This is a genomic window from Pseudoalteromonas sp. MEBiC 03485 (assembly GCF_004195145.1).
GTDB lineage: Bacteria > Pseudomonadota > Gammaproteobacteria > Enterobacterales > Alteromonadaceae > Pseudoalteromonas > Pseudoalteromonas apostichopi.
Genome location: NZ_SGBT01000003.1, coordinates 128917 through 145766, shown reverse-complemented (window position 1 = coordinate 145766; position 16850 = coordinate 128917). Strand labels below are relative to the sequence as shown.

Genomic DNA, 16850 nt, shown 5'->3' with positions numbered 1-16850 from the left:
ATGGCCGCTATCACGGCCAAATCATTTCTAAATAATACGTTGAATATTTCTTGCACAATTCGCTTTTTCGACAGTTTGTGAGCCAACAACGAATTCAAACCGGTTCTTTTGCTCGCCATTACGATCTAAACGGGAAATAACCGCGACCACTTGCATGGTTTCCATGCCTTTAGATTGCTGAGAATTCGTGCTGTTGTCTCGGGCTGTAAACTGCAATACATCTCCACGTTTAAGAAAATGCGCTAATACAGAAATGTTATCGGTAATCGAATATGCATCCCCACTTAAGTACATAAACACCCAGCTGCCATAGACTTGTCGATGAGAAGCGAAGTGAACATCAAAATCTTCACGGAAGGTTTTTTTATGGAATGACTTTTCAATTTCCAAAACGGTGGCATCACCATTAAATCGAAGCACAGCGGTGCGCGCTTTTTTTAGAGTTGTAATAAACGAACTTGTTACCGTTAGCGCCATAATTAACCTCATCTGATTGGCTGTGTGTATGTGATTACAGTAACAAAGCTGTATATATAAACAGTAAAGGTGTTACCCACCCTTTTTCTTATTTATTGCCAATGGCGATAGCCATCAGCGGCATTTAGCGTGTGGTTAAAAATTATTCTCAATTAGATTAATTGATTGAATTTAAGGTGTTTTTACCCTTTAAGGCGCAGTTGCATGGCTTGTGTTTATAATTTTTCACGTTACATTTAGACCAGTAAACATGTTCTTAACCCAAACCAAGAGGCTTTTATGTTTTTTTCAGTTGATATTGCCACACCAATGCCAGGCACAGATGAACCTTATAGATTTAGTGTGCCGGTGTTTGGTCAGTTTCTTATTGATTGTAAGGGAAGCGCCAATACAGTGGATGACTTACTAGGTGAAGTTACAAAAGCTATTCACAGAGCAGCAGAGCAACACCTAGCCAACGATGGAGAGATTTCTCAATTGGATATGAAATTACATCGCTTTGACAGTAGTTTTGATTTTGTTCGAGATGACGTAATTCTCCTTGATATTTCAATGGACGATGTAATTCAAAACACAGCAGCAATTCAATTACCCACCCCTTTAGTCGAAGCATTAACCAGCCTTATCGAGGGAAACCAGTATTTTAATAATGTAGAGAGTTTTGTACTTAGCGCTATAGCAGATAAGAGAGAGCGTATGAAGTCAGTGCGGCGTATCATAAACGCAAAGAAAGTTTTAGCTGATAAGTTAGCTGTAGAAAAACCTAAAGCGTTGATGCAATACATTGTCTACCTTTATACTAACGGAAAACAAGCACCCAAACCTGAAGATATTGACCTTGAATTACTTGGTGCCGAGGTATTAGACGCTATAAAACTACTTACAGAAGCAAAGGGGTCGCCTGAATCACTAAAAGAATATTACGAGCCTATTAATGAGCGGATGGAAGTTATTGAGCAGGTATCGTAGTTGAACTAATGAGCTACATCTATGTAGCTCATAAATGTCACGCTCTATTGGATGGGAGAGTGATTACTTGTTGGTTACTCTCACTAAATACAGTCGCGATAGAAAGCATTTCATCAATACTTAAAGAAGCGGTTTTAAACACCTCATAATCACTGCTGTGCTTTGGCTGGGCTGAAAAATAGAAAGACTCTGCCCGTACATGAAGTGTTGCGCAATCCGAACGCACTTCATTATCAACAATCCGCTCACACGTTTCATCGAGATTAAATGAGTCTGACTGTATATCATCCGTGCTGACAAACTCACTACTGAAAGAACCAAAACTCCCCAATAACTGCATCTCAAACGCACCATTTTTCCGTACAAGCGAAGCTAAATCAAAAATGCGCTGTCTTTGTGCATGTGTTAATTCAGCAAAAAAGGACACTGCAGCATTATCATCCGTTGACTCATTTTCGACACAAAGCAAAATCTTTTTCATAACCAATACCTTCTTAATATTTTAGCGAACGTGATTTATGAGATCACATTTAATTTATCGATAGCAAGTTGCATGATTTTTTCATCATCATGCTGCATGGCATCAAACTCATCTTTTGAGACTGTGATGTAAATAGGGTGAGATTGCCCTTTTAAAACAGGCGTTAAACGGATGGTGTTATCAACGCCATAATGCCAACCACAACTACTCAGGCTCTCTTTACTGTATAGTGCTTGTGTTTTATCGCTGGTGGCATTACTAAGCATTGTTTGAGCGGTAGAAAGCTGATGTGAATATGATTGCTCTGTAGCTACAGTCAGTAAATCGAAATAGCTCATGACTTTACTAATCAAACCTAAGCCCACCAGCTCATTTAATGACACTAATGGGACGATACCGGCAAACGCTTTAAGCATTTCACTTGATAATCGCTGTGGGAGGTTATTGCTGGGCCATAAAAGCATGTTAGCGCCAGGATTGCTAAATCGTACAAACTTTGAATATGATTCAACTTCTGAGTTTGAATCAGAAAAATGATAAGCAGCACAAAGGGTATTTAATACCTCTAGAAACACAACGTCCTTTTCTGTGAATGATGAATTATCACAATTAACAATCATCGTAATCACTTCTTCATCACCATTAATTGAAAAGTTTGTTGTCACTAAGTAAGCGTTTTTTGATTTTGCATCTAACATAAGTGTTTATTCCATTAACTCATTTATGTAAACGATACCAAGTATAGCTTTGCGTTCAGCAAAAGTGACAGTGTTGCCCTTCCCTTCTTTAAATAGTTTTCAAGCATGAGCGTTCGCGAATAATAAGGATTACTCCAAAGGGCCTTTTGCTGTCATAACTCAATAATTAATTACTTTATTACGTATGAATATTCAGCTTCACAGGAGGAAGGGTAATTACTCATCAACTATTGAGGGTTGTAAGGTGCTCGTTATTTTAGCTGCAGTAAATAGCACATTTGCATGGCCTATATCATTTTGGTTGTCCCACATGTTTTTATAGCGGCGGCACTCTCTTGATAAGAGTTTAATGGGAGGTTTCTTATTATTGATTGATGACGTAAAGCTTTGGCAAGTGCTTCTGCAATTTTTATATTGTTCTGGTCCTCTATGCTCAGCGTTTGATTGGTACCTTTTGCGCCTTTAAGCTGAACCGATACATTTGAAGCAGCCAAGCTGTTAGGGGTTGGTTTTTGTATAGCTGAATTTGATGTTGCTGCAGTTACATATTCTCTAATGGTAGCGGTGATTGCATCTATATCAGGAGCTGCAGAGACATATTTTCTAATCAAATTCATATTTATGTTATTTAGTTCCTGCTCAATATTTGTGGGTGCTCTGCGTATTGTTTCTATTACAGACATCGCTGATTTATGAGTTTCAGTTAGATCTTCCAAAAGTTCAAACACAGTTCCATAAGGTAATGCATGATTTGTCAAAAAATCCTGAGTACTCGATTTATTTAGACGTAGATACCCTAATTCATCTTGCAGCGCCTTATTAGAATGAATCAGCCTATCTAGGTCACTCGACTCCTCCTTTTTTTTAACCGCTTCCTGCAATCTTAATGTATTGTATTTTACGCACATTAGAGCGTCATTCATTTGCAAATACCAAATCATTTGCGTGTCGTATTCATTGTACTGTTTACTTGTTAGCATCACAGACCCTACGCCAGCTAAACTTTTGGTTACGTCAATATTAGGTGGAGAAGATGCCACACCAATGCCTACCAGGCCAAGTGTTACAGCAAGTATACCGCTGTTGTTTTCATCCCTTTTATTAAGAAGTTTCTTTATTTCTTTCTGAATTTCCTCTGATTGAGTGTTTACATGGTTTATTGCTAAACAAAACTTCTTTTCTATTTCTTTATCATTTGATTCTATTTCATTATCAGTTGATTCTATTTCAGTTGGGCTACATACATTATTTGGATCAGCATTTAAGTTTGGGGTTGTAAGTTCCATAGGTGTCATAGACAAGCATGCCCCCAGCGTTAAACTTAAAACCCCTACTCCAGCATTTTTTATTGGCCCACTCATAGAAAATTCCCTATCTCAATTAACATATGTAACATATTAGCGTTTAAATATAGGTTAAATGATTGGCTTATGACAAATCCGCACTAAAAGAATGGTTGTTTTAGCATGGTAATTGAATACTGAAGCGCTAATTTGTTAAGTGAAGCTTGCTGTAGTAGTGTAACTAAACTGCAACTGAGTTATTGAAATGTCGCTTGGATATTGAGTATGCACATATCCACAAGCACTATAAATTCTATTATTAATATTAATACTATTAGATCTATTAATACTATAGACTCATTAAGTATTTGACTTTAAATGAAAAAACAAAGCTTTTAGATCTAATTTATGGTGTTGTTGATCATAATTCTGGTTTTTTGGATCACAAAACTGGTGTTTATGATCCGAAATTTGGTGTTATTGATCACGAAACTGGTTTTAAGTTTACATGATTCTGGTGTGAAATTAGTACTCCAAGCCTTTTGATAGCTCAATGATTGATGCCAGTTCATCATTCACATCATCTTTTTCTTGTTCAAGTTCTTCTTCATCACTTTTACTTTGAATTGCCAGCTCGACCCTATCCGCTTCATCATCCTGCCCTAGGTATCGGTATGCTAACATGAGCTTGATTAACTCTTGGCGAGATAACTTTTCTTTTGTTGTTATTTGCTTAGATATAAGCTCTTTGACTGTCTTAAGTGCATCATGCATGTTTAGCTCATCGACAGTCCCTTTATCCAACCACCTTACTAGGAATTTAATTTCTGATATTCGTTTACCCTGCGTGCGCAACTCATAGCCAACTTCACCGTTGGGGCTTTTTAAAAACAAGAACTCTTTCTTAGCAATAGGATGGGCCATTAGTTTTTCAATGCTGTCTCTAATGCAGCGTTGCATAAAAACCCCATTGTTAGAAAATGAGCTTTTGTTTTCTTTAAGCTTTCCTTTAACATCAAGCAGCCCGAAAAGCCCCTTAAGCTCATCTATCTTCAGAAAGTGCATCTCATAACCATCTTTCTTAAAACGGCTTAGGATTTCATACAGGCGCTTTGCGTACTCTTGTTTGATATCTAAGTAAGTCTTAGTAGTAACTAGCGCAAACCCTTGTCTAAATTCAATATACTCACTTTCAAGCATATCGTTTGGTACCATGGTTAGAACGCCCTTTTTATACTGAATCCGCTTTAAGAGTGGTTTATAGTCAAAATCGTAATCGCCATTCCCTGAATCTATTTTAATACCAATTTTATGTGTTGATAGGCGCTCAGCTGCAGGAGAGAGAATGGAACCTATATGCTTGGAGTCGATTTTCAACCATTCCGAAAGCTGACTGGCTGTAAATGTGTATTGCGGCGTGGTCTTATCCCAATCCTCACTCTTCATTTGAGCCATCATAAGAGCAAACAAATCTGCTTCCCGCTGAGAAAGATCTTTTCTACTAAATACAAGCTGGTGGCCTTGCTTTATGTGTTTGGGCAAATGAGAGCGTGCAATAGGCACTTTGCTCAATTGTTTATTAGATGAAGATGTAGACATGTTGCATACCAAGATCGTGTAATCATAGCTTTAAGTTTACATAATACTGGTATGTAACACCATAATTTTGTATTTCCAAAGAGCTAGCACGGCTGTTGAATCTTAACCTATTGTTTCTTTAAATGTTATGTTTGGTGTATCGTTTTGATTGGAGTAGAGTGAAATCACCTTCGCAACAACTTACAAGATGTACTTTCATCAAATTCAAGGACGGTAGACTGTATCTTTACATCAAATTCAAGGACGGTAGACTGTATCTTTACATCAAATTGGTGCTAATTACGAATAGTAAACCCCATCACCAGATCTATACAAAACCCCGCACACCATAAATATGTGTTTAAAGATGCTTGGTATTACACAAATATGGTGTAATTGATAATCACCGAACGGTAGCTTGAGTAAATCAATACACAAAACTGGTGTGATACACCATAAATGTGTATTCACTAGTAAGTTGAATTACACCATTGTGGCATCTGGCTAGTAACTAGCAAGGGGTTGAGCTGTATCAATACACAAAACTGGTGTGATACACCATAAACATGTATTCAATAGCAACTTGAATTACACCATTGTGGCGTCTGGCCAGTAACTAGCAAGGGGTTGAGCTATATCAATACACAAAACTGGTGTGGTACACCATAAATATGTATTCACTAGTAAGTTGAATTACACCATTGTGGCGTATGGCTAGTAACTATCAAAGGGTTGAGCTATATCAATACACAAAACTGGTGTGATACACCATAAATGTGTATTCACTATTAAGTTGAATTACACCATTGTGGCATATGGCTAGTAACTATCAAAGGGTTGAGCTATATCAATACACAAAACTGGTGTGATACACCATAAATGTGTATTCACTATTAAGTTGAATTACACCATTGTGGCATATGGCTAGTAACTATCAAAGGGTTGAGCTATATCAATACACAAAGCTGGTGTGATACACCATAAATGTGTGATCGCTATTAAGTTGAATTACACCATTATGGTGTTTGCACCATTATTTCGAGGGATTTAGCTGTATCAACACACAAAACTGGTGTGATACACCATAAATGTGTATTCACTAATAAATTGAATTACACCATTCTGGTGTATGGCTAGTGGATATCATTGGTTTAGCTGTATCAACACACAAAACTGGTGTGATACACCATAAATGTGTATTCACTAATAAATTGAATTACACTATTCTGGTGTATGACTATTTAATAGCAGGGGTTTTACTGTGACAGTGGGTGAACAATAACGTTTCACCCAATACAATACAGTTTCATATTTAGTTATTTTGTTGGCTATTTAGCCAAGATCGTTTCTTTGTAACTTCCCATTCATCCTTTAGTATTTTCTGAAGTTCAGCTACTGCACTATTTAAGGGGGCATCATCTAAACAGTGCCTATCTTTTTGCATTTCATTCTTAAAGTTATCTAATAACGTAAAGAGATCTTTAGAAGCATCATCTCCGTTTTTGAAAAACATTTTTAACTTAGCTTCTAATCCGTAAAAGTTTGATCTTGCTTCAAGGAAATTTTCATAATGGGTTTTTGACTGTTCCATTAAAGAGTTAATTTGTTCTGTGGTCCCCTTAATTCTGTTGGAGGTGTGAAAGTTCGTTTCAGCACTACGTTTGAAATCTAGTACAATCGCTCTCCTCATATAATGCAGTTGGCAAAGGTGCATAGTCTTTATTAATTCAGATGCTGTTTCCCTTAATTCTTGTAACCAATGGTGGCGAAACTCTGAAATTTTGTTTTCATGCTCAGCCTTTTTCCCTTTCATTTGTACTTTGTAAGTCACTATGGCACTACCCAGCACAATAGTGACCGTAAGTAAGAATGGTAGGTTAGACCAAAGTATACTCCAGCCATTTAAAGCTTCTTGCTTAAGCTCTACGGGAATAGAGTTTTCAACCTTGAGTAATACATCTGAATTTAGTCTTGCCATTTGCAGTTTCCTTTCTTAATTCATTATTGTTGATTGATTATATGGTAAATTCTCAGCTATGGTGAGATCTTAATCAGTTATATGAGGGGGGGACAATAAGGTTCTCGTCTACACTATCAATACAAATTAATGGTGTGCAATACCATAAATGTGTATTCATAACGGTATTGCATTACACCATTCTGGTGTATGGCTAGTTAATATCAGGGGCTTAACTGTATCAACACAAAATACTGGTGTACTGGCGAACAAATCCCGCAATACAACAGAACTCACTTCAACATCAAGGATTGGACCTTTCCTTAAATCCAACTAAACTACCCCAAGTTAATTATGCACTAATGCTAAGGCCGGACTTTGGAAACTCTTTATATTGTTGGAAATGGTTTTGACTTGCATCATGGTTTACCTACAACTTACCGTGGTTTTAGTGAATATTTGAAACGCGAGCACCCTGCAATTTATGACATACTTAATCATGTCATTTCTTACCATTTTACCGATGATGACCTATGGAACCGTTTTGAAGAAAACCTTTCATTTATTGATATCAGCTATTTAGAGGACCATATAAACGAATATATCCCCTGCCCAGCAAGCGATGATTATTATAAAGATTTAGGTGCGTGCACCCTTGAGGCCCAAAGGATGGTTGGTTATTTGACTCATGATTTACGAAACGCCTTTGCAAAATACATTCGCAAGGCTGATTCTCACCATGCTGGTAAAGAATATCTAATAAACTTAGATTTAGATGGCTTCTACATTAGTTTTAACTATACCAGAACACTTGAAAAATATTATGGCATCTCTGCCGACAATATTTTGTATTTGCATGGTACTCATGATGACAAGGAAAATATAATTTTGGGGCACGCTGTTGATCCAGAAACATTTAGAGAAGAGCAAGATGACGAAAGTCCACCCATGGGGTTAACCACAGAACAGCTGGAACAATGGCGTGAATATAAGTCGGATCAAGAAATTCCATTTCTTGATGAAGCTAGAGAAGAATTATTTTCTTATTACGATAGAACTTTTAAAAATGTTAGCGGAATCATAAAAAACCACTCAAGCCTTTTTAGTAGGTTAGTAGAGTTAAAGCATATTTATATTCTTGGTCACTCAATGTCAGATGTAGATATTGAGTATTTTGAAGCAATTAAGGAGCGCGTTCCGCAATATTGCCAATGGTATGTTTCTTACTATGGTGCAAATGAGAAAGCTAAATTCGAGGCGACTTTATCATGGCTTGGTATACCTGAGCATAATTACACCTTATTCGAGCTAGTCTCTTTGAGATCCGGTAAGTAAAGATATCCTGAGAAACAGCTAAAACATAAGCAGTTACAAATCGTAAAGTAGATTAGGGTATCTTTTTCACAGGGGACACAGTATTACAGCGCTTCTGGTGAATAAGAGGAATTTTTAAAATAATGACTTTTTCGTGGTGAAATGGAACAGTGAATTGTATGCTTCAGTTATCAAAGCTGGTTAATTTATTTTGCCTTCGCACGCACTTGCCCAGCTTTGTGCCGCAAGGGGTCGGAGCCTTGCGGCCCCTACCCTACTAAGCTTTAAGTTTTTCCAATTTTGCCCCCTCAAGCGATACTATGTGGGTTGGATCTACCTTGTTAATATCCGACCAAATTACAACGCGTAATTCTCCATGATAATACTCAACCATCAATGGTGTTCCTTTCTTTGAACCCACACTATAACGATCTCCATATCCTTCAAAAGACAGGCTTAAGTTAACACCTTCATTGGCATAACCCTTTACAACTTGCTTATCCATTGAGTCCATCAAGCTAAAGCCAGGTGCAGTCGCCTTCGCCGCTGGAGACAGCTTTACAACAATAGGCTCAACAATATACCCATTACTAACTAGAAAATATGATTGGATCACGCTACCACTGTTGTTTATGTCTGTTGCCACACTTTCAACACTCTGAAGCTCATCATCACAAAGTGAACCGGTGTTACTTTGAGATAGGGCAATTTGGGTGTTCATCTCATCGACTAATGCGTCCAATTCTGCCTGCTCTAGTTGCTTAAGGCTCTCCATTGACTTGTGCATACATTGAATGATTTTAAGCTGCTCAGACCAAGTAATGATGTGTTTGCTTTTCAAATGATCGTTAAGGAACTGCTCTATACGGCCTGACTCATAAGCATCAAGCACATCTAAGAATGGAACTTTATCGCTTAATTCTGAGTTATCACATACTGAATATTGAGTTTGGGCATTTGGAAGTATACGTTTGCTTGCATGACCGGCTGGAAAAGTGCAATGCTTATCTGAATAAGAGTCCCACGAAATATCATAAGGAATATTTTGATTCGCAAGAAAGTTTGTTAATGCATTATCATCATGATCCTCCACAACAACCAAGAACGTAACCATATCAATACCACTGTCGTCATACTCAGTGACATCTGAACTGCCAATAAACTGCGAAATCTGTTGCTCAAATAAATCATAAGACAGTTTGAGTAATGAGATAGTTAAATTCGCTTCGCTATAAAACATAGGACTTTCCTTTTTATGTGTTTGGTATAAACATCACGATAGCGAAATTTGCGAACGCTTCAGCAAAAGTCCATTCAGACAATCAAAATCACTCCAAACCTAAATAAAAAGCCTCTAATTTAGGTAGAGGCTTCTATAAATACATTTAACGAAGTGACAGGAACTTAAGCGTATATCAGCTGAGCTGGTTCTAATTTATGGTGTGCATATAAGTCAAACTGATTTTGATAATGTAGCCACGCAGCAGCGCTAATATTAGTGCATGCCTCTAACTTTCTAGCCAGCTCAACGCCAACAGACACATGACCATTCACGAAGCGCGACAAATGCTTAGCGGAAATACCAATGCGCCCTGCTACTTCTTCACGTTTTAAATTGCTTTTAGATAAACATCTGCGTGCAAACACTTCGCCAGGGTGAGGCCGAAACAAGTCTTCTGGCCTTGAAACCGGCTCTGACGCATTTACAAAATCTGGTACACTCATGCGTTACACTCCTTAAAGTCAACGTTATAACAATCGCCTTGATAAAAATCACATGTAACAGCGCCACAAGGCTCAACATTATTTACAGTCACAGTAATAGACCATGCTTCTTCATGTTCTGGATTATAGTTTATCGCCCCTATATCTTCTAAATCCGAAATAACCCCTGCAGCATCCAAATCGAACAAAATATTCCGTATCTCATACCCATAGGTAAGCGGGAATACTGACACATTATCAAACTCCCAAACTTGCCTAATAAGATGGCATTTTATTGTTTTTATACTCATGCAAACTCCATTACCTTATAGGTAATATTACCTCATAGGTAATGTATGTCAAATACGTTGTAATATTCATTCAGTGGAGAGCGACACACCTTTAAGTGATTTTTAGAGGTTTCTAAATGCCATAAAACAGGAATTACCACTTGTCACCCGCCCTATTTAACTCATTATACCAAGACTCCCCCAAGAAAAGCCTGTATTCCCCTAAATCAGTTCAAAATGACGATATCTTTGTTATCACTCTGCTACCAAAGCAAACCGTTAATTTTTGTGGAAAACGTATCACCTTTTATGTTTTCCAAGGAAGCTCAGATCGTAAATTAAGAAATGTCCATTAAAACTCCCAAATTTTGAAATAATGTTGAGCCTAACCTACCTGCGAACCTAAATTACCTACATCCTAATAAAAGAAGTGGTGTCACATGTCTATAATAAAAGCTGCTGAATTCATGCTATCAATTCAATCCTTCCAATCAGAACAAGATTTAGCGAGGCATTTTGGAGTGTCCAAATCAAAAGCAGCACAGTGGATGACTAGTATTTGCAATGACTCTCGCTATACGGTGATAGTTATGGACCACGGTGATAACGTAAAAATAAAAGTTGAAGCAATTGAAGGCCGTGAAAGAAGCATTCAATCAATAGCAAGCGATGCAATCCTTTTTAAACGTCCGAAAATGCTGATGGCCTAACATGGCCAAGGGGAAGGTGCTGCCTCATCAATCCTATAATGATTGGACTGTAATAGAATCCAAGGGGAAAGATACTGCGAATAAGGAGTTATTTTAAATGCAAATGCATCTGTGGAACTATTAGAGTAATTCGAAAATGCAGCTTAGGACGCGTTAAAGGCTGTGGCTGTAGCAGAAAGAAAAACGCACGTCGATATAAAGAAAATATAGATAAAAGCTTTGCTAACAAAAACAGAGATATCACACTAGACATACACAAACTGCCCCGCGAACGCTCAATAATAACAAGCATTGACGAACTATTATTGCGATTAAAAGAGAAGCGAGAATTACTGGAAGTGTGGGATGAGAGATGATAATTTCAAAGAAAAACCAGCAGTTATGCTGGTTTTTTATTTTTATTCAACGCAATCCTAGGATCGCATAAATTCCACCTCTCCCGATTCGGGAACATAGATTTCAAGGCTTGCCGCATTTCTTTAAATGATTTACCAAGAACACGCGTTCCATAAACTGGCTTATCATTATTATCAAACTTTTCGAAGCTATACAGTAGATAGGTTTTAGTATCACCGTTGTAGTAAACGCGGTGCGTAACATCTTCGGAAATAATACCTACCAAGTATTCATTTTTTGTTACTAGCTTCTTACGCCCTGAATCTGTATTAAACTCATAAATGTACGAGAAAGTCCCTTCAATGCACTTTACTTCCGTGCTGTTATTTAACACACCACCCGCAGCTTCAATTTGTACGCTGAGACGCGCAACCCTAAAAGAGTCACCTTTAATTAAATCACTAGAAATTTCCATGTTTGTGCTCCACATTTGAATTAAACGCACTATATCTAGCCAATAAATCAGGACAGCATAACCCCCTGTTTATCCCTAAATCAAAATTATAACTTTCTAGACACTGAGGAAGTTAAGCTTAGATTGTTCAAAAAGATTTTCATTCCTAACCAAATCTGTTCGACATAAAAACTGCTTTGTATGATGAAGCGGTGACGCTTGAAAATATATTCCTGCTGGCGTGACAACAAGCTCAATATTATCCATAGCAACACTTGATTTAAAGAATGTTGCATCTAAATCTATTAAATCAACTCCATGTCGCTCCATCACCGTTTCTACGAATAGTGTATCCACAAACACACCAGCGCTAAATACAAAACTCATAGATTTTGCTTTCGATGCTTGCAGTTGCTCTTGCGCCCCTTTTATTTTTTCAACGTGCTCGTTATCAAGCAATGTGAAAAAGTGATCTGGTCCTGATGTAAAATCAACAGTAATGCAATGCATGTCTAGAGACAGTGTTTTCATAACTTCATACCTTTAATAAATTAATTATGAACAAGGTACCAATGCTGTTTCAGCTCTTCAGAAAAAGACTCACTGGTTATTTTCTAAGTAAAACTTTTCGTGCAATTCGCTAATTACTAGTACAGGTCGCCCTAGCTCTACAACTCCATCAACCCCATCTGGGTTTTTCGCCTTATGTGCGCTCAGTACCACGCGAGTACACCTGATAACATACCCCTGCCAATCTCTCGGCAACCCTCTTTTCACTAATGCAGGGTCTTTGACAAACACCGATTTACCTAGCGGGATTGAATCACCACGAAATACACACCCTCTCTCATTTGCTTGGGTTAAAAAGCTGGTGGCTACCAATAAACAAACTATGACCATTTGTATAGTCAATCGCATAATTAAACCTCCTTAACTGCTTGAGGGATGGTATTCGGCGCATTCTGACCTTTACAGACTTTCCATTCATCACGAATAACAGCGTAACAAAAGCCTAACGACACTTGTTTATAACAAATCGAAATACCACCAAGGCGAATTTGTTTATACGCAGTAAAACAAGACAATAGAGGGTTATGCACCTTGGGAATTAAATGTGATTTCGGTACCTGTAAGAATTCGGACAGCAGTTGCTCGGCTATACCGTTATGCTCTGCACATACTTGCACTAACGACTTATTATCTTGGTATTTACGCTTGGCGTATGCGTGACCCCTTTCCATTGGGATGTTTCTTACATGCTCAAGTGCTGTAAACTCACCATCTATACAATCAACTAAACCTCTACCAGGACGCCTTATTTCCATAAACAACTTGATTTTACCCATGCTCACACCTCACAAATTATTTTGTAGTAACGCTTTAATACCTTTCTCTTCCACCCAGGCATTGCCTTTTGTAATAACCGATAAAGAAAGTAGTTCATCTGGTGATGGGATATAAAGGTGCTCAACAGGTAACGGTCCAGAGTAACCGCAAAACTCGGCACGCCTCTTAACTGCATTTAAGAACGCCACTTTTATTCCATGATTCTTAATTGAATACGTTTTTGATAAAGGTTTACCGGTAACGTCATCGATGTAGTGAGCTTTAAACAAAACAGTGCCTGACGATTGGTGTTGCAATATCACACCTGCAAATTCAACATTGCGGCTGTCTTTCCCAATAACGATATTTTGTAAAACATCATCAAAATTGAGGCCAAAGCCAAGCTGAATACCTGAGTCAAACCCTTGCTTTTTATTAATTGATGTAAGCAAATCACACGTAAAGCGCATTTTAGCTTGCGCATTGCGTGCCTTAGAATTAGATAATGAAGATTTCATCACACCGCCTCATCAACATGAAAAGTAGAAAGCAGGAGTTGATGCTCGAACGAATCAACATTACGTTGAATAAATTTTTTCAGCATGACGGCTTCTAAGGTACCGCGTTTAACGAGAATATCGAACTCAACGCCACTTTGTGTAAAGCGCCCTACCAGGCGAAGCTGATCAGAAAATTCAACAGCTGCTGAAGTCTCAAAATGTTCCCCCTCTGCAGTATGAATAAAACCATCTTTGTTTGGCTCTAAAGTATCGTTTTCCAACAGGCCCTTAATATCATTGAGCGATGGGCCTTTTAAAATTAAATAATTCATAAATCACCTTTTAAACATAAATAAACCAAGCTCAAGGTAGCAATCTGAAAATTAAGATCAGAAAAAGTACCTTCCTAAAAGTCTATTTAAATCAGGTGTTAATGTGTTCCACTGCCGTATACAATGAGGTTTATAAGGGTGTAGGCTATTTGCATGTAAAATTCGTGGCGAGCTTGCTCACTTTTCAACATAAACACACTGTTGGTCTCATTCAAAAGTGTCTGATACCCAGAGTAATAAGGGTCATATTTATTGTTTGCACAGAAATGCTTAATTGATGTGATTGTACAACGCCCAAACCGCCCCTTAATCACGCTAATATCAGAATTTAAGCCATAGGCATCTAAATAGTAAAACTCTCTATTAATAGAAACTCTGACGGCGTAATGGACGGGTTGATTACATGCATCTAGAAACATAACACCGAACGGCTCTAATTCATCCGGCAATACATGCATTAATGAATCAAACATAACATTGGTGTATTCAGTTCCGAATAATTTTTTAAAATCCACGTTACCGCTATACACGTATTGAGATTTAGTGCCCAACTTCACCAGGTTAATTAATTTAAGTGTTTCATGACGTAGAGAGTCATCTAACACTTGGTTAGAAATAAATGTATTAACATTCGTGTAATTGTGAACATGAGTACTAAAGTGAGTTTCAGGTGTATTGAACAAACGCATCGTCGGGCTTCCTTCTTCTAATTTCCTTATTTATAAGCGCCATGATTTTTTCATGCTCATAAATCTTTAAAATTGGGAATTTAAATGGACAAATAATGTTTATAGGGGTGTCCAACGTTGGACAACTATATCTTAGGTGGTTCTAAGATGAGCACACGGATTTGTTTATGCTGTCCAACGTTGGACACCTGATATTTAGACAGAAGTAAGTTGGTTGGTGATTTAGTTTTGCGCTTAGATAAGCGATAGCGGTTAGCGCGACACTAAAATATTACTAACGAAGCCAGGCTTTATACTTTCAGATGATATGCAGGTGAACATGAGTAAGAATGTTAGCCTACTTATTTATGCGCTATATCTTAGATATAGAAATACCTAATGCCGATTTTACGTCTTCAATAATCTTATTAGCAATCATATTAATACCATCAGGGGTGTTTAACAGTTGGTAGTTTTGCGCTGCGAATAAATGCTCTACAACCTTCTCTCTTAGTAATGTTTCTGTGTCATTTGTAATTTCTAAATCAGGGTGTTTACCATCAAGCAACCAGATCAAGTTTACACCAGTATCTTTAAAACATGTGACCATTGCATGATATGGTATTCGCCTGTTAAACAGCCAGCCTTTAATTGTGCTAGGTCCTACACCTAATCGTTCTGTCAATTGACCTTTTAAGCCCTTACCTTCTAATTGATAGGCCTTGCACATTCTATCAATTATATTTACCACCCACTCTCTTTGAGCTTCATCACTCAAATTGCGAATGTAACTTTCTTCTGGTCGAGTATTGTTTGAGTCCACGAATATGCCTATCAAGTTTTATAAGTATCAATGACTGACAATAGTACACTAACCTAATGAAAACAAAATAGAAGTGTGCTAATTCAGCACACTATACATGAAAAAAAGTGTTTATAACTTCCGGTTAAAAATAGAGAAGAGATACAGGTACCAACTGAATCATCAATTACCAAACGCTTACGCTGTGGCCACAACTTAAATGGTGCACAAGCGTCCTCCACAAACTCACGGTTAAACCTTTTGGAAGATTGTATTACTTCATCTTCCCACGTAGAAGGTGCTAACCAATCCCTTCTACACAGAACCCCTTACTTACCAGGTGAGTACTTAAATATAGATGTATAGATATACGTTCTTGAGCAATAGAGGAAACAGCATTTTGTACACACCATGGTATTGAATGAGAATCTAATTGCTGAGCCCAAAACACGCCATTTAGTTCACCACCGTAATGATATGCGCTATAACAGTGCGTATAAAAACCTTGCAACAAGCTATACTGCTTTTGAGATACGTGAAAAGTCATACTAACAACCCTGATTAAAGAGGATATAATTGTAACCAGCAGCCTGAATTGCCGCTAACTGCTCGAACATAGGGTTCAACTCGTCTTCACTAGACTCCAAAATGAAAGTTTCAAGCATGTTCAAATTAAAGATAAAGTCATACACTCCACCAGCATCATGACATTTGTTATCTACATGATAAAAAGATGAGTGCCTTCTTATCCACTGAATTGCAAATTCTGATTCAGGGTTTTCATAATCTGGGTCAACACACACCAAGTCTTTAAAATCCATATCTAAAAGGAAAAATGTATTGTGTTTATTTTGTGAAACAAAATTTTGCATTAGAACGCCTCGGTAATTAAATTAAATCTAAGGTATCAAGTACTGAGGTGAACACAGTGAAAGAGCCAAGCACGCCACCTTAATCCGATATTTATTTAG

General features: G+C 37.6%; 22 protein-coding genes. 3 read left to right on the top strand and 19 right to left on the bottom strand.

All coding sequences use genetic code 11. The features are described 5' to 3' along the window. Positions 1-27 precede the first annotated feature (27 nt). Positions 28-477, bottom strand: a complete 450-nt coding sequence (locus tag EVU92_RS21340) for a hypothetical protein (protein WP_130053193.1) — start codon at positions 475-477, stop codon at positions 28-30. Between the two features lie 279 nt (positions 478-756). On the opposite strand from EVU92_RS21340, the gene EVU92_RS21335 reads away from it, so the two are divergent. Beyond that, positions 757-1446: a hypothetical protein gene (locus tag EVU92_RS21335; protein WP_130053192.1), complete on the top strand. Its 690-nt coding sequence runs from the start codon at positions 757-759 to the stop codon at positions 1444-1446. A gap of 37 nt (positions 1447-1483) precedes the next feature. Here EVU92_RS21335 and EVU92_RS21330 read toward each other — a convergent pair whose 3' ends face one another. The 5 genes from EVU92_RS21330 to EVU92_RS21310 form a co-directional block, all read right to left on the bottom strand. Beyond that, on the bottom strand, positions 1484-1927 hold the full coding sequence (locus tag EVU92_RS21330) for a hypothetical protein (protein WP_130053191.1): 444 nt from the start codon (positions 1925-1927) through the stop codon (positions 1484-1486). A gap of 35 nt (positions 1928-1962) precedes the next feature. Continuing rightward, the gene (locus tag EVU92_RS21325) at positions 1963-2625 is read right to left on the bottom strand and encodes a hypothetical protein (RefSeq protein WP_130053190.1); all 663 of its coding nucleotides are present in this window, start codon (positions 2623-2625) and stop codon (positions 1963-1965) included. A gap of 287 nt (positions 2626-2912) precedes the next feature. Then, positions 2913-3986: a hypothetical protein gene (locus EVU92_RS21320; protein ID WP_130053189.1), complete on the bottom strand. Its 1074-nt coding sequence runs from the start codon at positions 3984-3986 to the stop codon at positions 2913-2915. 447 nt (positions 3987-4433) lie between these two features. Then, positions 4434-5507 carry a replication initiation protein gene (locus EVU92_RS21315; RefSeq protein WP_130053188.1) on the bottom strand — a complete coding sequence of 358 codons (1074 nt, stop codon included), beginning with the start codon at positions 5505-5507 and terminating at the stop codon, positions 4434-4436. 1291 nt (positions 5508-6798) lie between these two features. Further along, positions 6799-7464, bottom strand: a complete 666-nt coding sequence (locus tag EVU92_RS21310; RefSeq protein WP_130053187.1) for a hypothetical protein — start codon at positions 7462-7464, stop codon at positions 6799-6801. A 357-nt stretch (positions 7465-7821) separates the two neighbouring features. Here EVU92_RS21310 and EVU92_RS21305 point away from each other — a divergent pair, with 357 nt between their 5' ends. Beyond that, the gene (locus tag EVU92_RS21305; protein ID WP_130053186.1) at positions 7822-8778 is read left to right on the top strand and encodes a bacteriophage abortive infection AbiH family protein; all 957 of its coding nucleotides are present in this window, start codon (positions 7822-7824) and stop codon (positions 8776-8778) included. Between the two features lie 256 nt (positions 8779-9034). On the opposite strand, the gene EVU92_RS21300 is transcribed toward EVU92_RS21305, so the two are convergent. The 3 genes from EVU92_RS21300 to EVU92_RS21290 all read right to left on the bottom strand — a co-directional run bounded on the left by EVU92_RS21300 (position 9035) and on the right by EVU92_RS21290 (position 10772). Next, a complete protein-coding gene (locus EVU92_RS21300) occupies positions 9035-9997 on the bottom strand; it encodes a hypothetical protein (RefSeq protein WP_130053185.1) in 963 nt (320 codons plus the stop codon). A gap of 164 nt (positions 9998-10161) precedes the next feature. Beyond that, positions 10162-10482 (bottom strand): HigA family addiction module antitoxin, encoded by a 321-nt coding sequence (locus tag EVU92_RS21295; protein WP_130053184.1) that lies wholly within the window; start codon positions 10480-10482, stop codon positions 10162-10164. Continuing rightward, the gene (locus EVU92_RS21290; protein WP_130053183.1) at positions 10479-10772 is read right to left on the bottom strand and encodes a hypothetical protein; all 294 of its coding nucleotides are present in this window, start codon (positions 10770-10772) and stop codon (positions 10479-10481) included. The genes EVU92_RS21295 and EVU92_RS21290 overlap by 4 nt, the downstream gene beginning before the upstream one ends. Before the next feature lie 500 nt (positions 10773-11272). Here EVU92_RS21290 and EVU92_RS21285 point away from each other — a divergent pair, with 500 nt between their 5' ends. Continuing rightward, positions 11273-11461, top strand: coding sequence for a hypothetical protein (locus EVU92_RS21285; protein WP_130053182.1), 189 nt, complete (start codon positions 11273-11275; stop codon positions 11459-11461). A gap of 379 nt (positions 11462-11840) precedes the next feature. On the opposite strand, the gene EVU92_RS21280 is transcribed toward EVU92_RS21285, so the two are convergent. From EVU92_RS21280 to EVU92_RS21235, 10 genes are all read right to left on the bottom strand, one after another. Next, positions 11841-12272, bottom strand: coding sequence for a hypothetical protein (locus EVU92_RS21280; protein ID WP_130053181.1), 432 nt, complete (start codon positions 12270-12272; stop codon positions 11841-11843). 96 nt (positions 12273-12368) lie between these two features. Beyond that, entirely contained in the window at positions 12369-12782 is a 414-nt protein-coding gene (locus tag EVU92_RS21275) for a hypothetical protein (RefSeq protein ID WP_130053180.1), read from the bottom strand. A 69-nt stretch (positions 12783-12851) separates the two neighbouring features. Then, the gene (locus EVU92_RS21270) at positions 12852-13169 is read right to left on the bottom strand and encodes a hypothetical protein (RefSeq protein WP_130053179.1); all 318 of its coding nucleotides are present in this window, start codon (positions 13167-13169) and stop codon (positions 12852-12854) included. A 2-nt stretch (positions 13170-13171) separates the two neighbouring features. Beyond that, entirely contained in the window at positions 13172-13597 is a 426-nt protein-coding gene (locus EVU92_RS21265; protein ID WP_130053178.1) for a hypothetical protein, read from the bottom strand. Positions 13598-13606: 9 nt separating this feature from the next. Beyond that, a complete protein-coding gene (locus EVU92_RS21260; protein ID WP_130053177.1) occupies positions 13607-14095 on the bottom strand; it encodes a hypothetical protein in 489 nt (162 codons plus the stop codon). Continuing rightward, entirely contained in the window at positions 14095-14409 is a 315-nt protein-coding gene (locus EVU92_RS21255) for a hypothetical protein (RefSeq protein ID WP_130053176.1), read from the bottom strand. The genes EVU92_RS21260 and EVU92_RS21255 overlap by 1 nt, the downstream gene beginning before the upstream one ends. Positions 14410-14507: 98 nt before the next feature. Next, on the bottom strand, positions 14508-15098 hold the full coding sequence (locus EVU92_RS21250) for a hypothetical protein (protein ID WP_130053175.1): 591 nt from the start codon (positions 15096-15098) through the stop codon (positions 14508-14510). 352 nt (positions 15099-15450) lie between these two features. After that, positions 15451-15900: a helix-turn-helix domain-containing protein gene (locus EVU92_RS21245; protein ID WP_130053174.1), complete on the bottom strand. Its 450-nt coding sequence runs from the start codon at positions 15898-15900 to the stop codon at positions 15451-15453. Between the two features lie 280 nt (positions 15901-16180). After that, the gene (locus tag EVU92_RS21240; protein ID WP_130053173.1) at positions 16181-16426 is read right to left on the bottom strand and encodes a hypothetical protein; all 246 of its coding nucleotides are present in this window, start codon (positions 16424-16426) and stop codon (positions 16181-16183) included. Position 16427: 1 nt separating this feature from the next. Then, the gene (locus EVU92_RS21235) at positions 16428-16751 is read right to left on the bottom strand and encodes a hypothetical protein (RefSeq protein WP_130053172.1); all 324 of its coding nucleotides are present in this window, start codon (positions 16749-16751) and stop codon (positions 16428-16430) included. Between the last annotated feature and the right edge of the window lie 99 nt (positions 16752-16850).